The sequence below is a fragment of the Kluyvera sp. NPDC087067 genome (assembly GCF_044745165.1).
Classification (GTDB): domain Bacteria; phylum Pseudomonadota; class Gammaproteobacteria; order Enterobacterales; family Enterobacteriaceae; genus Kluyvera.
Map to the genome: position 1 here is coordinate 132,923 of NZ_JBIUZS010000008.1, position 17,725 is coordinate 150,647.

Here is a 17,725-nt window from a genome sequence, read left to right on the forward strand (position 1 = left end):
AGTGAAACAATAACAAAACGCCCGGTATTAACCGGGCGCGTAAACTTATCAGGAGCCCATGCGGTAGTTCGGGGACTCTTTGGTGATGGTCACGTCGTGAACGTGGCTTTCCTGGATACCCGCACCGCTGATACGTACGAATTCAGCCTTCGTACGCAGCTCGTCGATGGTACCACAACCGGTCAGACCCATACAGGAACGCAGGCCGCCCATCTGCTGGTGAATGATCTCTTTTAAACGACCTTTATACGCTACGCGGCCTTCGATACCTTCCGGCACCAGTTTGTCAGCGGCGTTATCGCTTTGGAAGTAACGGTCGGAGGAACCTTTAGACATCGCGCCCAGAGAGCCCATACCACGGTAGGACTTGTAAGAACGGCCTTGGTAAAGTTCGATTTCACCCGGGGATTCTTCAGTACCTGCGAGCATTGAGCCCACCATAACAGCCGCAGCGCCAGCAGCGATGGCTTTTGCGATATCACCAGAGAAGCGGATACCGCCGTCGGCGATAACTGGAATGCCGGTACCTTCAAGCGCTTCAACGGCGTCAGAAACCGCGGTGATCTGCGGAACACCAACACCGGTCACAATACGCGTCGTACAGATAGAGCCAGGGCCGATACCCACTTTCACTGCGCTACAGCCAGCTTCCGCCAGTGCACGAGCGCCAGCGCCCGTTGCGACGTTGCCGCCAATGATTTGCAGATCCGGGTATTTAGCGCGCGTTTCGCGAATACGCTGCAACACGCCTTCAGAATGGCCGTGGGAGGAGTCAATCAGCAGGACGTCAACGCCCGCCGCAACCAGCGCATCAACACGCTCTTCATTGCCCGCACCCGCGCCAACCGCAGCACCGACGCGCAGACGACCTTTGTCATCTTTACAGGCGTTAGGTTTACGTTCTGCTTTTTTGAAGTCTTTAACGGTGATCATGCCCAGCAGGTGGAAGCTGTCATCAACAACCAGCGCTTTCTCGACGCGGCGTTCGTGCATTTTCGCAAACACCACATCACGCGCTTCACCTTCACGGACGGTGACCAGGCGATCTTTTGGCGTCATATAAACGCTGACCGGCTGGCTAAGATCGGTTACGAAACGGACATCACGACCGGTGATAATACCCACCAGCTCATTTTCCTCGGTCACTACAGGATAACCAGCAAAGCCGTTGCGTTCAGTCAGCGCTTTCACTTCTTCCAGCGTGGTCGTTGGCAGTACGGTCTGCGGGTCGGTGACGACGCCAGATTCGTGTTTTTTCACGCGTTTGACTTCTTCAGCCTGGCGCTCGATTGACATGTTTTTGTGGATAAAACCGATGCCACCTTCCTGTGCCAATGCGATTGCAAGGCGCGCTTCAGTCACGGTGTCCATGGCTGCTGAGAGCATAGGAATGTTCAGACGAATAGTCTTAGTTAACTGGGTGCCAAGGTCGGCAGTGTTCGGCAGAACGGTAGAATGAGCGGGAACGAGGAGGACGTCGTCAAACGTCAGGGCTTCTTTTGCGATACGGAGCATGGGCAATATCTCACCTGGGAGGTTAATAAATATTGCCGTGGCATTATACAGAGCGTAAGCGATTGCATCTACATTTTTTTGAAAAAAATACTTGCGATCACCTTCAGTCAGGTTACTATCGACTGAATAACCTGCTGATTTAGAATTTGATCCCGCTCACATGTTAGCCTCTCAAAGCCCCTCAATTTTTACCGTTAGCCGCCTGAATCAGACGGTGCGTCTGCTGCTTGAGCAAGAAATGGGGCAGGTGTGGATTAGCGGCGAGATCTCCAACTTCTCCCAGCCCTCTTCCGGTCACTGGTACTTCACCTTAAAAGACGATAACGCCCAGGTGCGCTGCGCGATGTTCCGCAACAGCAACCGTCGCGTCACGTTTCGCCCCCAGCATGGGCAGCAGGTGCTGGTGCGCGCCAACATTACGTTGTATGAACCGCGCGGTGATTACCAGATTATCGTCGAAAGCATGCAGCCTGCGGGTGAAGGTTTATTACAGCAGAAGTATGAACAGCTAAAAGCCAAATTACAGGCTGAAGGGCTATTCGATCAGCAGTTTAAGCAGCCGCTGCCCTCCCCTGCACACTGTATTGGCGTAATCACGTCGAAAACCGGGGCAGCATTGCACGATATTCTCCATGTACTCAAACGTCGCGATCCTTCCCTGCCGGTAATTATCTATCCGACCGCGGTACAGGGGGATGATGCGCCAGGGCAAATCGTTCGCGCCATTGAACTGGCGAACACCCGTAACGAATGTGATGTGCTGATTGTTGGCCGTGGCGGCGGTTCGCTGGAAGATCTGTGGAGCTTTAATGATGAGCGCGTGGCGCGGGCTATTTTTGCCAGCCGCATTCCGGTCGTCAGCGCCGTCGGTCATGAAACCGATGTCACCATCGCCGATTTTGTCGGCGATCTGCGAGCGCCTACGCCATCTGCGGCGGCGGAGATAGTGAGTCGCAACCAGCAGGAGCTACTGCGCCAGATTCAGTCCGTCCAGCAGCGTCTGGGCATGGCGATGGATTACTATCTTGCAAACCGCAGTCGTCGTTTTACGCAGACCTTCCACCGCTTACAGCAACAGCATCCGCAGCTCCGTTTAGCACGCCAGCAAACCGCACTGGAACGGCTGCGTCAGCGGATGAGCTTTGCCCTGGAAAACCAGATTAAGCAGACCCATCAGCGTCAGCAGCGTATGCTGCAAAGGCTTAATCAGCACAACCCTCAATCGCGTATTCATCGCGCACAAAGCCGCATCCAGCAACTTGAATATCGAATGGCAGAAAACATTCGCGCGCGCCTGAGCGAACAGCGCGAACGTTTCGGCAATGCCGTTACGCATCTGGAAGCGGTCAGCCCGCTGGCGACCCTGGCACGTGGCTATAGCATTTCAACCACCACCGGCGGGGGCGTGTTGAAAAAGGTTAAGCAGGTGAAAGCCGGCGATCTCATCACCACACGCCTGGAAGACGGCTGGGTAGAGAGCGAGATCACGACCGTGACCCCGCAGAAAAAAACGCGCAAGCGTAAAGCTCAGTAGCGAAAAGCTACTCTACGCAAGCCGCAAACCCATTCGTTTTAGCCGGATCAATATTGCAGTTATCATCGCCATCCGACTCATTGAATCCACAATAATATCGGGTGCCTTTCGTGTTTGAAAGATAAGAATAGCTCGGCGAGCTCGGCCACCCCGTGGTGCCGAAGATGCGATACAGCGATGTTAAATCCTCCGATGATGGCGCCTTCTGCAAGCTGCCACACTGGCTTGCCAGATCCCAGGTATTCGCATCGCTGACGCGTGCCATCGCCCATTCTTCCTTATTCAGAATGACATGCAGAGGTGGCGTGACGCCGGACGGCAATTCCGCGACCAGTAACGGACGCGTCATGGTGACACCATTTGTTCTGACGGTGTCCTTCATGTGCCCCCAGAATTTCGCCTTATCCGTATCCGGACTCGTTTTAACCGTAAAAATATTATCCAGCGTCGCGCTGACCTGCGGGTTACTGACTAATGCCGCCGTTAGCGTCGTTTTCAAACCGAGACTCTTATTTTGCGCTACGGTGAACGTTGCGGTGCCATCAGAGCCCGTAGTTCCGGTAAATACGCTGGCCGCCGTCGTCATATCGCTGGTTGCAGTGGAAGGGGTAACCTCATGCAGAATGATATCATCCGCCCCCATCTCCGCTTCAACATCACCATCGGTAATTATCACGCCAGCCCGGTTTATCGAATCACCCCGGGAAAGGGTGAAGCCTGCGTTGGCTACCGGGTTTCCACTGCCGTCTTTTACGGTTACGGTCAACGGGATCGTGTCACCCGTCTCGGCGACTGCCGCCGCTTTCGCCGTATCCATTGCGGTAGAGGTGAGCGTGATGACGGAGTCCAGTTCACGAGGCTCAACTAAACAAACCTGTCCAGCAGTTGCGCTTGCCTGGCTAGTAGAGCCGCCACCACCGGTGCTCAGTATAATGAACTGGTAGTTGCCGCTGCTCGCTTTGTCAGCCGCCCACCATGGTTGGTTTGAACCCGTTGGCCAGCCATATTTCGCACCAATACCACCGGTCACGCTGAGGTTATCTATAAACAACGTTTCTAAATCACTCTTCAGCGGCTGATAAGCTTTATCGCAACCTGTCGCACCGGCTTTATCGGTGTTTCCGGCAGTCACCAACGGCCAGACTTCGTTGTTATAGGTATAAGTAGTGCCGTAAGACGACATCTCTGCCGCCAGCAGCGGTCGCCGGAAGGTAACGCCAGCGCTGTTTTTCGCCGTTTCCGGCATATGCCCCCAGAATGTGGCTTTGTCGGTATCCGGGCTGGTGATGACGGTAAATATGGTATCCATAGCGGACGTTAAGCCAGGATATGCATCCATTTTCGCCGTAAGCGTGGTTTTAAGTCCCAGGGCATCATCCTGACGCAAATTAAAGGTTGCGCTGCCATCAGCCCCTGTCACCCCGCTATACACACTGCTCTTACTCTCCAGCACCGTGGTTGCTGGCGTTGGCGTTAGCGCCTCCAGGACAAGATCGTCCGTCGCCCCTTTACTATCCGCGGTCTTAACCTCACCATTACGCGCGATGCCGTCGCCTCGCGAAATCGTGAAGCTTGCGTTGGCGACTGGTATGCCACTGGCATCTTTAATCGTGACGGTCAGGGGTATGATTTCGCCTTTTTTCACCTTAGCGTACTGATTTTGCTCGTCATAAACGCTGGACGTCATCTCGATGGTTGCCGGTAACGCCGCATGAGCATCGGTTCGGCAGGTCTGCATCGCCAATGTACTCGACGACGTTGTGGCATTGCTCACGCCCGTACTCAGGTTAAGGCTTTGATATTGACCAGTATTTGATAAGTCCGCCGCCCACCAGTTTCTGCCGGACGACAGCGGCCAGCCGTAGGTCGTTTCCAGTTCGCCGGCGGGATATTTTTGGTACAACGCCTGCAGGTCACTCAGCAGAGGTTGGTATTGTGGATCGCAGCCTGTCGCGCCCGCCGTTTGTGCCTGAGCCGCCGTTGGGTGCGCCCAGTATTCATTGTTTTTGTTATAGAAACCTACACCAGCGGGCATCTCCGACTGTAATTTTGGACGAAGATAGGTTACGCCATCGGCCCCAGAGACCGTCTCAGGCATATGCCCCCAGCGGAACGCCGTGTCCACATCAGGGCTTGTCACCACCGTAAAGATAACGTTCGCCACTGCCGAGTTAAGACCGGTGTCGCTAAGCTGCGCGTACAGGCCGGTTTTCAGGCCAGTAGAGTCATCCTGGCTAACGTTGACCACCACTTTGCCGTCATCCCCCGTGGTGCCATACCAGATGGTCGACGTGCCCAGAATCATGGAATCTGATGCCGGTGCAATCGGCTCAAGCGTGATATTAGAGGCCGATGTTGTATCGTTAATCGGTGCGCCAGATGTGCCATAGCGCGTGGTAGATACGTTACGCACCAGTTTAACGGCTACGCCAGATTGCGGCTGTCCCGCATCATTTTTCACGGTGATCGTTAACGGGATTTTTTCCCCTTTTTTGGCAACATAACCCGCCTTATGTGTATCCAGTTCATTAGTGGAATCAACGGTGATATTCAGCGTTCTCGGATGGACGCGGCAAAGTTGCATAACAGAGAGATTGCCGGTCGTCTGCGTTATTTTTCCCGTATACAAGTTAGCGCTCTGTTTGACCAAAGCCGAATGTGAGGTCGTCACCGCAAAATCAGATGCGATCCAATCTTTGGATGAACTCGTTACCGGCAACCCAAAACTCTCCATCAACCCACCCTGCGGATAGTCCCTTTGCAGCGTGACCAAATCGCTTAACGAAGCCGTACTCAATCTGTCACACGGACTCGCGCTGGAACTGAGGAAATCCGTACCCGGAATGGAATACCATTTTTCATTATTCAGCGTGTAATATGTCGCCCCCGACGTTGAAGAAAGCTCATCATATAGGCGCGGCCGTTGGAACTCGGTGCCTTCACTATTTGTAAACGTTTCCGGCATGTGTCCCCAATAGGTGGCTTTATCCGAATCAGGGCTGGTAATTACCGTAAATACGGCCTGCTTGCTGTCAGATTTGGTGCTGTCGTCCAACGACGTGGCGGTGATGGACGTTTTCAACCCCACGGTCTTATCCTGCGATAGCATAAACGTTGCCTGCCCCTGAGCATCCGTCTGTATGTACAGATAACTGCTGGAGCTATTCATCAGGTACGAGGCCGGGCCTGAAGGGAGGATATCACTCAGGGTAATATCATCTGCGGAAGCAGAAGTATATGTAACCCCAGCTCGGGTCTTCGCATCACCACGGTTGATTTTCACCAGCGCACCGCTCACCGGCTGCCCGCTACTGTCTTTTACCGTCACGGTAGCCGCTAATTTTTCACCTTTTTTTGCCTTTGCGTCCCCGGTGGCATCATCCTGCCCAGCCAATGTCAACGTCACGCTGGCAACGGCAAGACGTGGCGTTGCCAGGCAGGTTTGCATATATTCGTTACCTGCACTGGTCGTGGTGGTAATTCCTCCACCGCGCAGTAAATTCACCACCGCATATTCGTATTTGGTGCTGTCTTTTGATAAAACATAGTTACCCGCGTGCCAATATTGGCTGGTACTGGCTGAACTGTTAGCTGTCACCGGCCATCCGATAAGGGTGCGTATTGCGCCATCAGGATACTTACCATAGAGATTCTGTAGATTATCCGTCGTGGGCAAATAATCCTTACCACATCCCCCACTCGTCCCATTCCTGGCATCGCTCACGCTCAGGAGCCCCCAGGTTTCGCCTTTGTCGTAACTGCCGTTGGCGATTGTCACCGATGTCCGCGGCGTGGCGCTAAACTCACTCAATAGCCGGGGGCGTTGATACACGACGCCTGCGCTGTCGGTTACGGTTTCCGCCATATGCCCCCAATAGTTGGCTTTGTCCGTATCCGGGCTGGTCACCACGGTAAAGACCGCAGTCAGGGACTGAAGAGTGTTACTGGTATTTTCAATCGACGCCTGTAAGGGAGTGCTGAAACCCGCACCGTCATCCTGATTTATCTCCAGCGTCACCGTGCCGTCATCGCCGGTGGCGGTGTAGTATTCAGCGCCGCGATTAAGAGCAACATTCTGGTTAACCTGTATGGTTGCCGCCTCCGTCGCGTTAATCTCCTGGTTGGCGCGCCCCACGCTGTCGCCGCGCGTAAAGACCACCGGCGTGTTGCCCACCGGACGGCCGCTGTCGTCAAGCGTGGTAATAACCACCGGTATGGTTTCACCGACTTTCGCTTTCGCAAAACCTTCGCTTTCCTTGAATAGCGTCGAGGTCAGCGACAGATGCGTGGCTAAAGAACGCGCATTCTTCAGACAGGAGAAATAGAGCTTTTCGCTCCACAATTGCGACGTGATGCTGTTATCACGCAGATTGAGCGATTTGACATAACGGTTATCGGTTGCGCGGCTGGTGTCTGGCGTCCCGTTTTGATAGTTTTTGCCATCGACAGGCCAGCCTTGCTGCGTAGTAACAGCACCGCTCGGCCAGGCTGAATACAACGATTGCAAATCAGCCAGCGTAGGCACATAAGCGGCGCCGCAGGCCGTAGATTGCGCGTTGAAATCTACGGTTGCCCATGTTTCGTTGTTTTCCTTTTCGCTGCCAGCGGTGACGCCGCTGGCGATTTCAGCAAACAGTTGCGGGCGCTTAAACACCTCGCCGTTCGCCGCCGTGACGGTTTCCGGCATATGTCCCCACATGGCCGCCTTATCGCTATCGGGGCTGGTCACCACGGTGAAAATAGTATCGAGGCTGTCGCTTATGCTGGCGTTATCATACAGCGCGGCGATTATCGCCACTTTGGTGCCGTGGGTGTCCGGGCGAGTGACGTTAATGGTTTTGCTGCCATCAACGCCGGTGATGCCACCAATTTTTGTCGCCGTATCATTAAGTGATTCACCGTCAATAACGACAGGCGACACGATGCTATCCCCACTGCCAGCGATGTGTTTGGTTCCCTGACGCGTATAACCATCGCCACGGCTTAGCACGAACGGCACATCCTGCAGCGGATTGCCGCTGGCATCTTTCACCGTGACCTTGAGCGCCAACGTTTCGCCTTTTTTCACCTTCGCCGCCTGCAGGGCATCGCTCCACTGTGCCGGGTTAACCGGCTCGACGGTGATTGTTGTTGCAACAGGGTTAGCGCTGGCAAGACAGCTGGTATAAACCGAGTCGCTGCCGCCGGTACTTTCGGCGCCGCTGGCAAGCGAGAGCATTTTCCACGAGGTGGCGCTGGTAAACGTCGCCGACCAGTATGACTGGGTCACCGGCCATCCCTGCGCTGCGTGCATTGCACCGTTGCTGTTCGCGTTATACAGTGCGTTGAGCTGATCGGCGCGCGGCAGGCGGTTGACCGCACATCCCCCCGCGTCCGTATTCCCTGCCGCATCGGTGTGGGTAACACGCGCCCAGGTTTCGTTATCTTCGACCTGGGTACGGGTTGCGGCAACCTCTGTCGCCAGTTTCGGGCGCTCAAAGGTTAAGCCGTTTACGGTTACCGTATCCGCCATATGCCCCCACATTTCGGCATCCGGCGTATCCGGGCTAGTCGGCACCGTAAATCTCACGCTGCGGGTCAATGGTCTTGCGATAAGCGAGTTGACGGGAGTAATGGTCAATTGCGTGAGCAACCCTACGCCCTGCGGTTGCTCGATGATGATCGTCGCATTGCCGCTGGCATCGGTCATTCCCTGATAGGTCATTGAGGCCTGGGATGGGCCAAAGGAAGTGCCTCCTATCACCAGCGTGCCATCGGTTGGATCGGTATACCCCGTCGTCAGGCCACTGCGGTTTTTACCGTGCGCCATGGTGATGGTAAACGCGGCATTCGGGACGGCAAGTCCGTTCAGCGCATTGGCAGAATGCACCGTCATGGTTACCTGCTCGCCCACCTTCGCAACGGCGGGACTGAGGAGGGGATCCCCGTTTAACGACACATCCAACTGCGTGACCAGTTCATTGCCCGAGCAGGTGAGATAGTTAGCTTCTGTACCGCTAAACATCGCATCGGCGCCATTCGCCAGATTGACGTGCGCAGTTTGCGTGCCGTCAGTATCGGCGGAGATATAGCTATAGCTGGCGGTTGGCCAGCCGTTATCGGTGAGCATGGCGTTGCCGGGATGGGCCAAATAGAGCGCATCCAGAATCACCTGCCCCGGCACTTGTCCCACGCCACACTGCGCGGTCGCCGCCGTGACGGAATTAAAGGTTGCCCAGTCTTCATGATTTTCCACGGTGGAACCGGTGTTTGCCGTGGCCTCGCTTGCCAACAGCGGTCGCTTGTAGAGATTGCCCGCGTCTATGACGCCCTGCATATGCCCCCACATGCGCGCCTGTGCAACGTCCGGGCTAGTCACCACGGTGAAGATAACGTTCACCGTTGTTTCTGTCCCATCACCCAGCACCACCCGCAGCGGTGTCATCACCCCGGCGCCGTCGTTATGGGTTAATTCAATAGAGAGTCGGCCATTGCCATCGGTAATACCATGGTAGTGATTAGGCGTACCAGAACCCTCAATGCCCACCAGCACCGGATTGTCATTCCAGCCGTATTTTGCCCCTTCAGCCTGTGCCTGCGCATTGGTTTGCCCTTTACGGTTCGTCTCATCGCCAACATAGAGGTCAAAATAGCGGTATGGGAGTGCAGCGCCGGTGTCTTTATCCGTTACCGAAATGATCATGCTGATGGCGTCGCCTACCTCAGCTTTTGCCGCATTTAGCTCGCTATCCATGTTATCCAGCGTGACCTTCAGCACTGGTGTAACGTCCGGCGAGGCTTTATCCACGCAGCTCACCACCGACGTTGTGGTATCAGGCTCTTCAACCACCCGCCTGCTGAGCATATTCACACCGAGGTGATTAGTCGCCAGCGTGCCTGCCGACGATGACCAGTATTCATTGGTGCCAGCTACCGGCCAGCCCAGCTGACTCACCAGATCGCCCCGCGCGATTTTGAGCCCCATCAACTGACGCGAATCGGGCAAGATGTCACAATGCTTGTCGGCACCACTCCAGTTAAACAGTGCCCAGCTTTCATTGTTGGTAGTCACCGTGCCGCTTTCACCTTCGGCTTCTGCCGCGAGTTTCGGTCGGCTAAAGGTGTACGTCTCTCCTTCCACATCCGCGCTTGAGCTTTCTGGCATGTGGCCCCACATATTCGCGCTGGCGCTATCCGGGCTGGTAAGGGTGGTGAAAATCACATCTATACTGGCTTTTAACGTTGAGGCATTCGCTGGAGATACCGTCAGCCGCGTTTTGACACCAGGGCCATCAGCCTGAGTCACCACGACCGTCGCGTTACCGTTCGCATCAGTTGTGCCGTGATATTCGGTGGCCGTGGTCGTGAGTTCAGTGTTGCCCACATGCACAGGTGCCGTGTTATTCACTATATTCTGACGGTTTTGCGCATCACCACGGGTTATCACGAATGCGGTATTGCCTACCGCGTTTCCCTGGCAGTCCTGCGTGGTAATGGTCAGCGTGATGCTTTCGCCAACTTTAACCCTGGCGGCTTTTAGCGTTTCGTTGAAGTTATCGGCTGTCACCTTCACCGGCTCGCCCACGGCGGCGGCAATGGCCACCGGGATCTTCTGTTCTAACAGCGTGGTCGTGTTGCTAAAAGGAGTCCCGGTAATGGTCTGGAGGTACAAAGCGGCTGGCGCAGATGAGGCGTCGCTTTCGAGTTGCGGCCAGATAACGTAGTTTTTCCCGGCCATATTCTGCGCACAGAAGGTTTGGTTAGCGACAGGTTGCGGGTTGAGCGGCTCGTCCGGCGTCTCAGCATTAGCCCACATCAGTGTTACTACGGGTGCTTTGTCTGCCCAGCGAATGGGTGGCGCTGCAAAAATATCCCCTTCCGTATCAATAGGATTAACGAGCTGCAGCGCGCTGGCGCTATCGTCCGTACTGAAATCGTGCGGCATGGCGCTAAAATTAACGGCGTGAGTTTCATCAGGATTGAGCAGAATACTGCCCTGGTAAACGGGAATTCTGACGCCGTCAGCCAGCGGCACGGTTCCGTTGATGGCATCGGTTGAGGTGTTCATTTCCTGCCAGGTGCCGCTTTTCAACGCGGCGGACACCGGCGCAGAAAGGCTGCCGATCGCCAGTAGCATGATCGCGATAAAGTGGGAGATCCTATCCCTGCGCAGACTGCCATCCATAAGCTATATCCACCTGTATTTTCTGTGTATTCAACATCTTTTGCTTAGGCTTTGGCTAAGCAAAAGACGCGGAAAAGACCATCCCAATAAAGGGATGGTCTGCGCGTGTTATTTGCGTTGATAATCGATAGACAGCCCGTAACCCTGGACGCCGTCGTTGCCGAGGGTAACGCCGCCGCTTTCGCCATTGTCGAAGGCAGCCTTCGCTTCGGCGTTGGTAACCGGAACCACCAGATCGGAGTTGTTGTAGGTACTGCTGACAAGACCGCCAGCGGTGCCCAGTTGCTTACTGGTACCCGTGAATTTCCAGCGGTAGTTGTAGTCGCTGGTAACGTCTTCACCGGTATCGTACTTGCCGTTGCTGTTTTTATCTTTCCACAGCAGGACTTGATAGGTGGTATTCGTTTTAAGCTTGGCGTCGGTGCCCAACAGGTTGGTATTCACACCGGACTCATGAATCACCACTTTCACGTTTTCATCAACTACCGGACCTTCCGGGATATCGTCGTCATCCGCACCACCGCCCGCGTTGGTGGACAGGTCGGCTAACAGAAGTACCGGGGCAATGTTCGGATCGCCGGTGGTGGTGGTTGGGGTAATTTTGATCCCCAGATAATAGTCGGCATCATCGGCCTGAATGGTGTAGCTGTCCTGGCCGATTGTTCCGCTAATTTCTACCGCATCCGAACCATCCTGGTTCTTCGAACGAATCCAAACCATCGTCGCTTTGGTGGCGGTATTATTGGTGTCAAGGTCACCTTCGGTATCGCCAATCGCCCAGTTAACGGTCACCTTATCACCGACGTGGAACTGCTTGTCACCTTCGCTTGCACTACTACGGGTGCCACGGTCAACGGTCACCGCCACGTGGGCTTTGTCGGTTTCCGCCACTTTATCCGCCGCGCGAGTGATCCACGGCACCGTACCCTGAATGGTCCCTGTGCTATCAGTGACAAATTGCCATTGACCGCTTTTGAGATTGCCATTGGCTGCGATTGCCGGAACGGAACAATATCCTGCGACCACAAGTGCCAGGGCGACCCTGGTCAATCGCCGTTTGACGTTATTTTTCATTAAGACTCTCCTTTTCTTTATGTTTCAACGTTTGGCCGCTCAGCCACGACGTTGCCGCTATTTCTGGCTATACGAAACCCGTATGCCATATCCCTGAACGCCATCCTGAGCATTAGCGCCAAACTTCTGCGCGGCCTCTTTGTTGGTTGCAGGAAGTATCAGATCTTCATTACTGGTATTTGACTGCGCCCCGGTATGACCCTGGGTGCTCTGCCCGGTAAATTCCCATTGGTAGTCGTACTGCGCCATTTCATCTGCCGTCAGTTGCTCTGACATCTGGAAGGCACCGTCTTTGTTTTTATCGCGCCAAAGAAGGAAACGATAGGTGTTGTTCAACGTCGGATGGGTTTCTTTATTGTTGATAAGGTTGATAGGCTTCGAAATTTTTGTCTGGTAAATCAGCCCATTAAGCTCCTCACCTGATATACCAACAAAAGTGATATCGACAAGATTACTGTCGCCGTAAACCGCTTCCTTCGCCTTCCAGTGAAAGGTGCCCGGCAGCGTACTGGAGAGCGTAATCGTCCCCGCCTTTTCATTGCGCTCTGCAATGAAGACACACGGTTTATCCGTGGTGCATGGCGCATTCGATAAGGAGACTTTTTTATCGTTGCTGTCATATAACTCAGGTGACATTTTTTCGTCGACCAGCGTATTGCCATTACGATCGGTGCTTTCGCCAAAGGCATCCGTCAGCAGCAGCTCCATCACCACACCATCTTCACCATCGGCTTGGGCGCTGGCCGCATGGCTATGATCGCTACGATCGGTATCGGCGATATTATCGACAATAAGCTCAATGCTACGATCCTGCTGAACGACGATCTCCACCACGCCCGAGTTCTGGCGATTGCCCTTCTCATCCTCAAGGGTCATCCGCACCTTCCAGCTATTAAGCGCGGTACGTTCGGCTTCGGTCTCTGCGTTAACCCACGCCGGTAGCACCAGATTCCAGGTGTTGTTATTGCCTTCTGTCAGCATGTTGGCTTGCACTACCGGCATGACCAGCGTGCGGTTGGCGTTATTCTTCGCCTGCCACGATGCGGCAATAATTTTGTAGTGGTGGTTTATTAGCGCGTTGACGGTCCACTTACATTTTTCCAGCCCGATTGCAGATTCAGGGGTGTCCTGGATAACGCATTCGGGGTGCGTATTCGCTGCGTCAGCCTTGAGCCAAAGCGTGACGTCGAGGGGATCCTTTTCGCGATATTCGAGAACAATAAAATTGTTACGTTCCACAAAATCATGACGGCTGCCCATCAGTGAGCGCTGAACCTTCACATTTTCAGGATCAAGCTGAGCGGCAATCGGCGCGCCAAACTGGTAGGTTAAGGTCGCATTAACGCTGAGATCGCGGTTATCGCCCGTACCCGCTTTGTAATCGGCCCCCACCGTAACCATCGGTACGGGCGTATAGTTCACCCCTAGCGTTACAGCCTGAGGATTTTTTTGCAGGTTATCGCTACCAAATAGCGCAACCTCGTCGCCATAGTATTGTTCGTAAACTAATTTTCCGCCCAGCTGAGGATAAAATGGCAGCCAGCTCTCCGCGCGAATATCCCAGCCGCGGGCAGGACGTTCTTCATAGAATTCAAAATCCGGGGAATCCTTCCAACTGGAAAGCGGATGATAATAATTACCGGATAACTTTAAATAATCAGCCCATGCTTCTACGCCTAATCCTAAACGACGATGACCGCGGGTAAAATCGTAATCATAAAAGGCGTTACTTCCTAATAACCAGCTATTAATATTCTGACGAAAACCAAAGCCTATATTTCCTATTGTGCGGTCATCTTTTCGCTGAGTAGATAACTGACTAAAAAACAATGTTTTCTGGTTATCATATAAAGGAACAAAATAATCCAGCGATGAACCATCCAAATCGCCACGTTCACCAATAGAAAGATTGGTGCGCAATTTTCCGTAGGGCGAAAGTACGTTATCAAGATAGGTTTGAGCCGATGAGGTTACCTGGTTTTGCAAGTAACTCTGGGCCTGTGACTTAAGGGCTTCTGGAGTTAAGTTACTGAAACTTTGGGTGGCAGAGTTAACAAGATAGTTTCCGCCAGACTCCGCTAATGCTTGTTTGTCGCTTTTCTTTGCCTGTTGGGCATTTTTATCACTGCCCAATTCCGGGAGGTTATCTTCTGACGATGACGAAACATCATCCACAGAATCTTCGCCGGTTGCGCCGCATGCGGGCCCAGCAATAATATTGCTTAATAGTAATATTATACAAACAATCCATTCACGCACGCTATATCCTTATAGCAAACACCCATTAACGCAGTCTTTTTTATGGATTATAGAGCGGCAAATAATAGATACCAGATCAGGTAACCTAAATAAATTCCTAAAAATTCAAATTCAAGACACCGATACATAAAATGTTATTAGTAGACATATTAAGAAAAACAATATGGGGTGCCGAAATAAAACACCCCTATTAATTAGTTTATATTAATGATTTCAACCCGCTTCTTAGAAATAAGTCCGTGCCCGGACTGACAAAAATAATCTACCGCACCACAGGCTTTTAAAATTTCCAGTGGTTTATGGCATTCAGGGCAGCGCATCTCAAGCTTGAAGTCTTTCTGACAGCGGCCACAATACGCGTGATCGCCTTGTACTTCGAGTAAGTCCTGGCAGGTTGGACAAGTGAATTCCATGATGGCTCCTTAGCTTAGTCTGATGCTGTTATTTTACCACGACCTCAGACTTCAGTGCGGCCCGCGTAGTGCCTGCTGAAGCTGTAACAATTGTTCCACCTCAGCAATCCGCCGCTGGGTGAGTTTAGCCACTTCCTGTGGTGCCCTGACAAACAAGCTATGAGGGCCAAAAATATGTTCCCCAAGGCAATGGTCGTAAATCGCCCCACTGCGCGTCCAACTGAGCGCTTTTTCACCAGTCAAAAGCTCCACACGCTCGCCACCTGGAGCACGGCTCTGACGAATTATGCGTCCATCACGCAAGTGGATACTGATCCCTTTGCGTTCAACACCTGGGCCTGCGTACTTATTCAGCCACAGATTCACCGGGATGCCGCTGAGATTTCCCTGTAAATGCGCCTCCCCTTCTGCGGTTTGCGTATCTCCATAAGCAATTGGCGTTCCCAGACGATCTTTTGCCGTTATCAGCTGCAACTCGAGGCTATCATCGCCCCCAAGATAGCGTACGGTTTCACGCATCATCGCCAATACGTGTGTTCCAATATCAAGAATAACGCCATCCGGGTGGCGTAGCTGGCGGGTATCCGGTTCGCCGGTGGCAAAATTAAGGGCAGTCGGTTCACCTGCACGGTTAAACCCGCTAGGTTCCAGCAAGAAGCCCTCGATACCAACAATATCGTCAACGGATATGGTCAGGGGAGCAGCCTCTTTAGAATGCTCGGGGTGCCAGCGGGTATCCATTTTCCCCAGCGCCAGGCATAGCGCGCCATCTCGTGCCATCCAGTGATCCAGCGCCAATACCCGTTTTGCATGTTCTGGAAGGGTCAAAAGCTCACGCAGATGCGTCAACTGGGCCAACGTCGCGGCAACCGGTTTTTCTACAACAATCCGGGGAACGGTGGATGCCAGCGCGGCTTCCAGTACCGGTAAATGCTGGAGTGACGTGGTGGTGATACATAGCGTATCAAGGGGACGCGCCAGTATCGCCTGGAGGGATTCGCAACGGGTAACTCCCGGCAGCATTCGCTGCGGGTTGCTATCGTATCCCCAGCAGGAGGTCATCGGTAACGACAGTCGCTTAAGGGCGGGAAGCCAGGCAGTTTCAACCACCGCCCCCAGGCCGACAAATCCAATATTCATCATCTCTGACTCACAGGTAGGTAAAGAGTATCAGAGAAGATTATGCGTGAAGCGCCATCATAAAGTCTTGCAGACAATGGCGCCCACCCTTAAAGCACCGAACGTAAGCGGTCGAATCCTTCTGCCAGGTCGGTTTTCAGGTCGTCCATATCTTCCAGACCAATTTGCACCCGAAGCGTTAGGCCACCGGGCTGCCAGTCCGTTACGGTACGATACTCTGCGCAGTTAAACGGAATAATCAGGCTTTCGAAGCCACCCCATGAGTATCCCATGCCAAAGATGCCCATGTTATCGAGCATTTTTGCTAATCCGGCTTTCGTATATTCAGGTTTCAGGACGAGTGAAAACAGCCCCGACGACCCTTTAAAATCGCGCTTCCAGATATCATGCCCCGGAGTTTCAGGCAGCGCTGGATGCAGCACTTTCAATACTTCCGGGCGCTTTTGTAACCAGCGTGCCATCTCCAGCCCACGCTTTTCGGCCTCTTTAAGCCGCAGATGCAGAGTACGCAGGCCGCGCAACGCCAGGAAACAGTCCTCGGCACCGGGCAGCATCGCCATCAGATCGTAAGCCTCACGCAGCTTTGGCCACCAGGCCTCATTTGCGGAAACCAGTCCCATCAGAAGATCGGAATGGCCGCCGAGGTATTTGGTTCCAGCCTCAAGCGCCAGATCGCAACCGTGCTCATGGGCGCGGAAGAAAATTGGCGTGGCCCAGGTATTATCGATAATCGTTGTGACGCCATGCGCTTTCGCCACCTGCGTCATCGCCGGGACATCCTGAATTTCAAAGCTTTGCGAGCCAGGCGATTCAAGGAACAGCGTGGTGGTGTTGGGGCGAAACAGCGATTCAATCTCTGCGCCAATACGGGGATCGTAATAGGTGGTCTCGATGCCCATTTTCGCCAGCATACCGGCGCAAAAATTGCGGGTTGGCCGATACACGCTGTCGGGCATCAGCAGGTGGTCGCCCGCTTTTAAGGTGGTAAGCAGAGAAAGCGCAATCGCTCCGAGCCCGGACGGCGATAGTACCGTACCCGCCGCCCCTGCCAGCGCACTCCACGCATTTTCCAGACTCGCAATGGTGGGCGTTCCCTTCGTGCCATAGTTGAACTCCGCACGATTGTGTTCCAGATCGTTGACCGTCGGAAAAAGCACCGTGGAACCACGATAAACCGGCGCATTCACAAAACCTGCCTGTCTGGAGGCATCGCGGCCAAGCTGGGTAATTTGGGTACTGATATTAAAATCGGACGTGGAACGCTTGCTCATGACTTACCTCATAAAAAGCTACTCATTACCCCATTGATTGAGGAACTCAGCGATATCATCAATCCGCTGCGCGTTGATACCCGCTTCTACCGCCATCTCTTGCTGCGCTTCTTCGCTGATTTCTTCGTTGTTCATCAAACGAGTAATCAACAACTGGAAATAAAGCGCCAGCGCGTCACGCTCTGACTCATCAACCGGCTTGGCTGACTCTGTCGCGTACTCATCAGCGATGTCATAGTATTTGATTGGAACTTCGTTGCTCATCTGTTACTCCCAGCGTTAAGGTCAATATCAGCCAGATAATAACATTAAAAAGCCCGCTGGATGCGGGCTTGAAAGGAAATACAATATTAGC

General features: G+C 53.5%; 9 protein-coding genes. 1 reads left to right on the plus strand and 8 read right to left on the minus strand.

What is annotated here, in order from left to right; translation table 11 throughout:
* Window positions 1–48 precede the first annotated feature (48 nt).
* Window positions 49–1,515, minus strand: coding sequence for an IMP dehydrogenase (gene guaB, locus ACIPDS_RS18905; protein ID WP_400739089.1), 1,467 nt, complete (start codon window positions 1,513–1,515; stop codon window positions 49–51).
* Between the two features lie 160 nt (window positions 1,516–1,675).
* Between guaB and xseA the strand changes: the two genes are divergently transcribed.
* Entirely contained in the window at window positions 1,676–3,049 is a 1,374-nt protein-coding gene (xseA, locus tag ACIPDS_RS18910) for an exodeoxyribonuclease VII large subunit (protein ID WP_400739092.1), read from the plus strand.
* A 7-nt stretch (window positions 3,050–3,056) separates the two neighbouring features.
* Here the strand turns inward: xseA and ACIPDS_RS18915 are convergent, their stop codons facing one another.
* The 7 genes from ACIPDS_RS18915 to ACIPDS_RS18945 all read right to left on the minus strand — a co-directional run bounded on the left by ACIPDS_RS18915 (window position 3,057) and on the right by ACIPDS_RS18945 (window position 17,634).
* Window positions 3,057–11,201, minus strand: coding sequence for an adhesion domain-containing protein (locus ACIPDS_RS18915; protein ID WP_400739284.1), 8,145 nt, complete (start codon window positions 11,199–11,201; stop codon window positions 3,057–3,059).
* 120 nt (window positions 11,202–11,321) lie between these two features.
* Complete coding sequence (locus tag ACIPDS_RS18920; RefSeq protein WP_400739095.1) at window positions 11,322–12,287, minus strand: SinI family autotransporter-associated protein; 966 nt, start codon at window positions 12,285–12,287, stop codon at window positions 11,322–11,324.
* 57 nt (window positions 12,288–12,344) lie between these two features.
* Complete coding sequence (gene sinH, locus ACIPDS_RS18925) at window positions 12,345–14,546, minus strand: intimin-like inverse autotransporter SinH (protein ID WP_400739098.1); 2,202 nt, start codon at window positions 14,544–14,546, stop codon at window positions 12,345–12,347.
* A 194-nt stretch (window positions 14,547–14,740) separates the two neighbouring features.
* On the minus strand, window positions 14,741–14,959 hold the full coding sequence (locus ACIPDS_RS18930; protein ID WP_400739101.1) for a zinc ribbon domain-containing protein: 219 nt from the start codon (window positions 14,957–14,959) through the stop codon (window positions 14,741–14,743).
* A gap of 51 nt (window positions 14,960–15,010) precedes the next feature.
* Entirely contained in the window at window positions 15,011–16,099 is a 1,089-nt protein-coding gene (locus tag ACIPDS_RS18935; RefSeq protein ID WP_400739287.1) for a Gfo/Idh/MocA family oxidoreductase, read from the minus strand.
* Window positions 16,100–16,188: 89 nt separating this feature from the next.
* Entirely contained in the window at window positions 16,189–17,370 is a 1,182-nt protein-coding gene (gene metC, locus ACIPDS_RS18940; RefSeq protein WP_400739104.1) for a cystathionine beta-lyase, read from the minus strand.
* Between the two features lie 18 nt (window positions 17,371–17,388).
* Window positions 17,389–17,634: a YmjA family protein gene (locus ACIPDS_RS18945; RefSeq protein ID WP_166515998.1), complete on the minus strand. Its 246-nt coding sequence runs from the start codon at window positions 17,632–17,634 to the stop codon at window positions 17,389–17,391.
* Window positions 17,635–17,725: the final 91 nt, after the last annotated feature.

Excerpts from the sequence above, each read along its gene's own strand:
- guaB (WP_400739089.1), bottom strand. The coding sequence starts at position 1,515 with ATGCTCCGTATCGCAAAAGAAGCCCTGACGTTTGACGACGTCCTCCTC.
- xseA (WP_400739092.1), top strand. The coding sequence starts at position 1,676 with ATGTTAGCCTCTCAAAGCCCCTCAATTTTTACCGTTAGCCGCCTGAAT.
- ACIPDS_RS18920 (WP_400739095.1), bottom strand. The coding sequence starts at position 12,287 with ATGAAAAATAACGTCAAACGGCGATTGACCAGGGTCGCCCTGGCACTT.
- ACIPDS_RS18930 (WP_400739101.1), bottom strand. The coding sequence starts at position 14,959 with ATGGAATTCACTTGTCCAACCTGCCAGGACTTACTCGAAGTACAAGGC.
- ACIPDS_RS18935 (WP_400739287.1), bottom strand. The coding sequence starts at position 16,099 with ATGAATATTGGATTTGTCGGCCTGGGGGCGGTGGTTGAAACTGCCTGG.
- metC (WP_400739104.1), bottom strand. The coding sequence starts at position 17,370 with ATGAGCAAGCGTTCCACGTCCGATTTTAATATCAGTACCCAAATTACC.
- ACIPDS_RS18945 (WP_166515998.1), bottom strand. The coding sequence starts at position 17,634 with ATGAGCAACGAAGTTCCAATCAAATACTATGACATCGCTGATGAGTAC.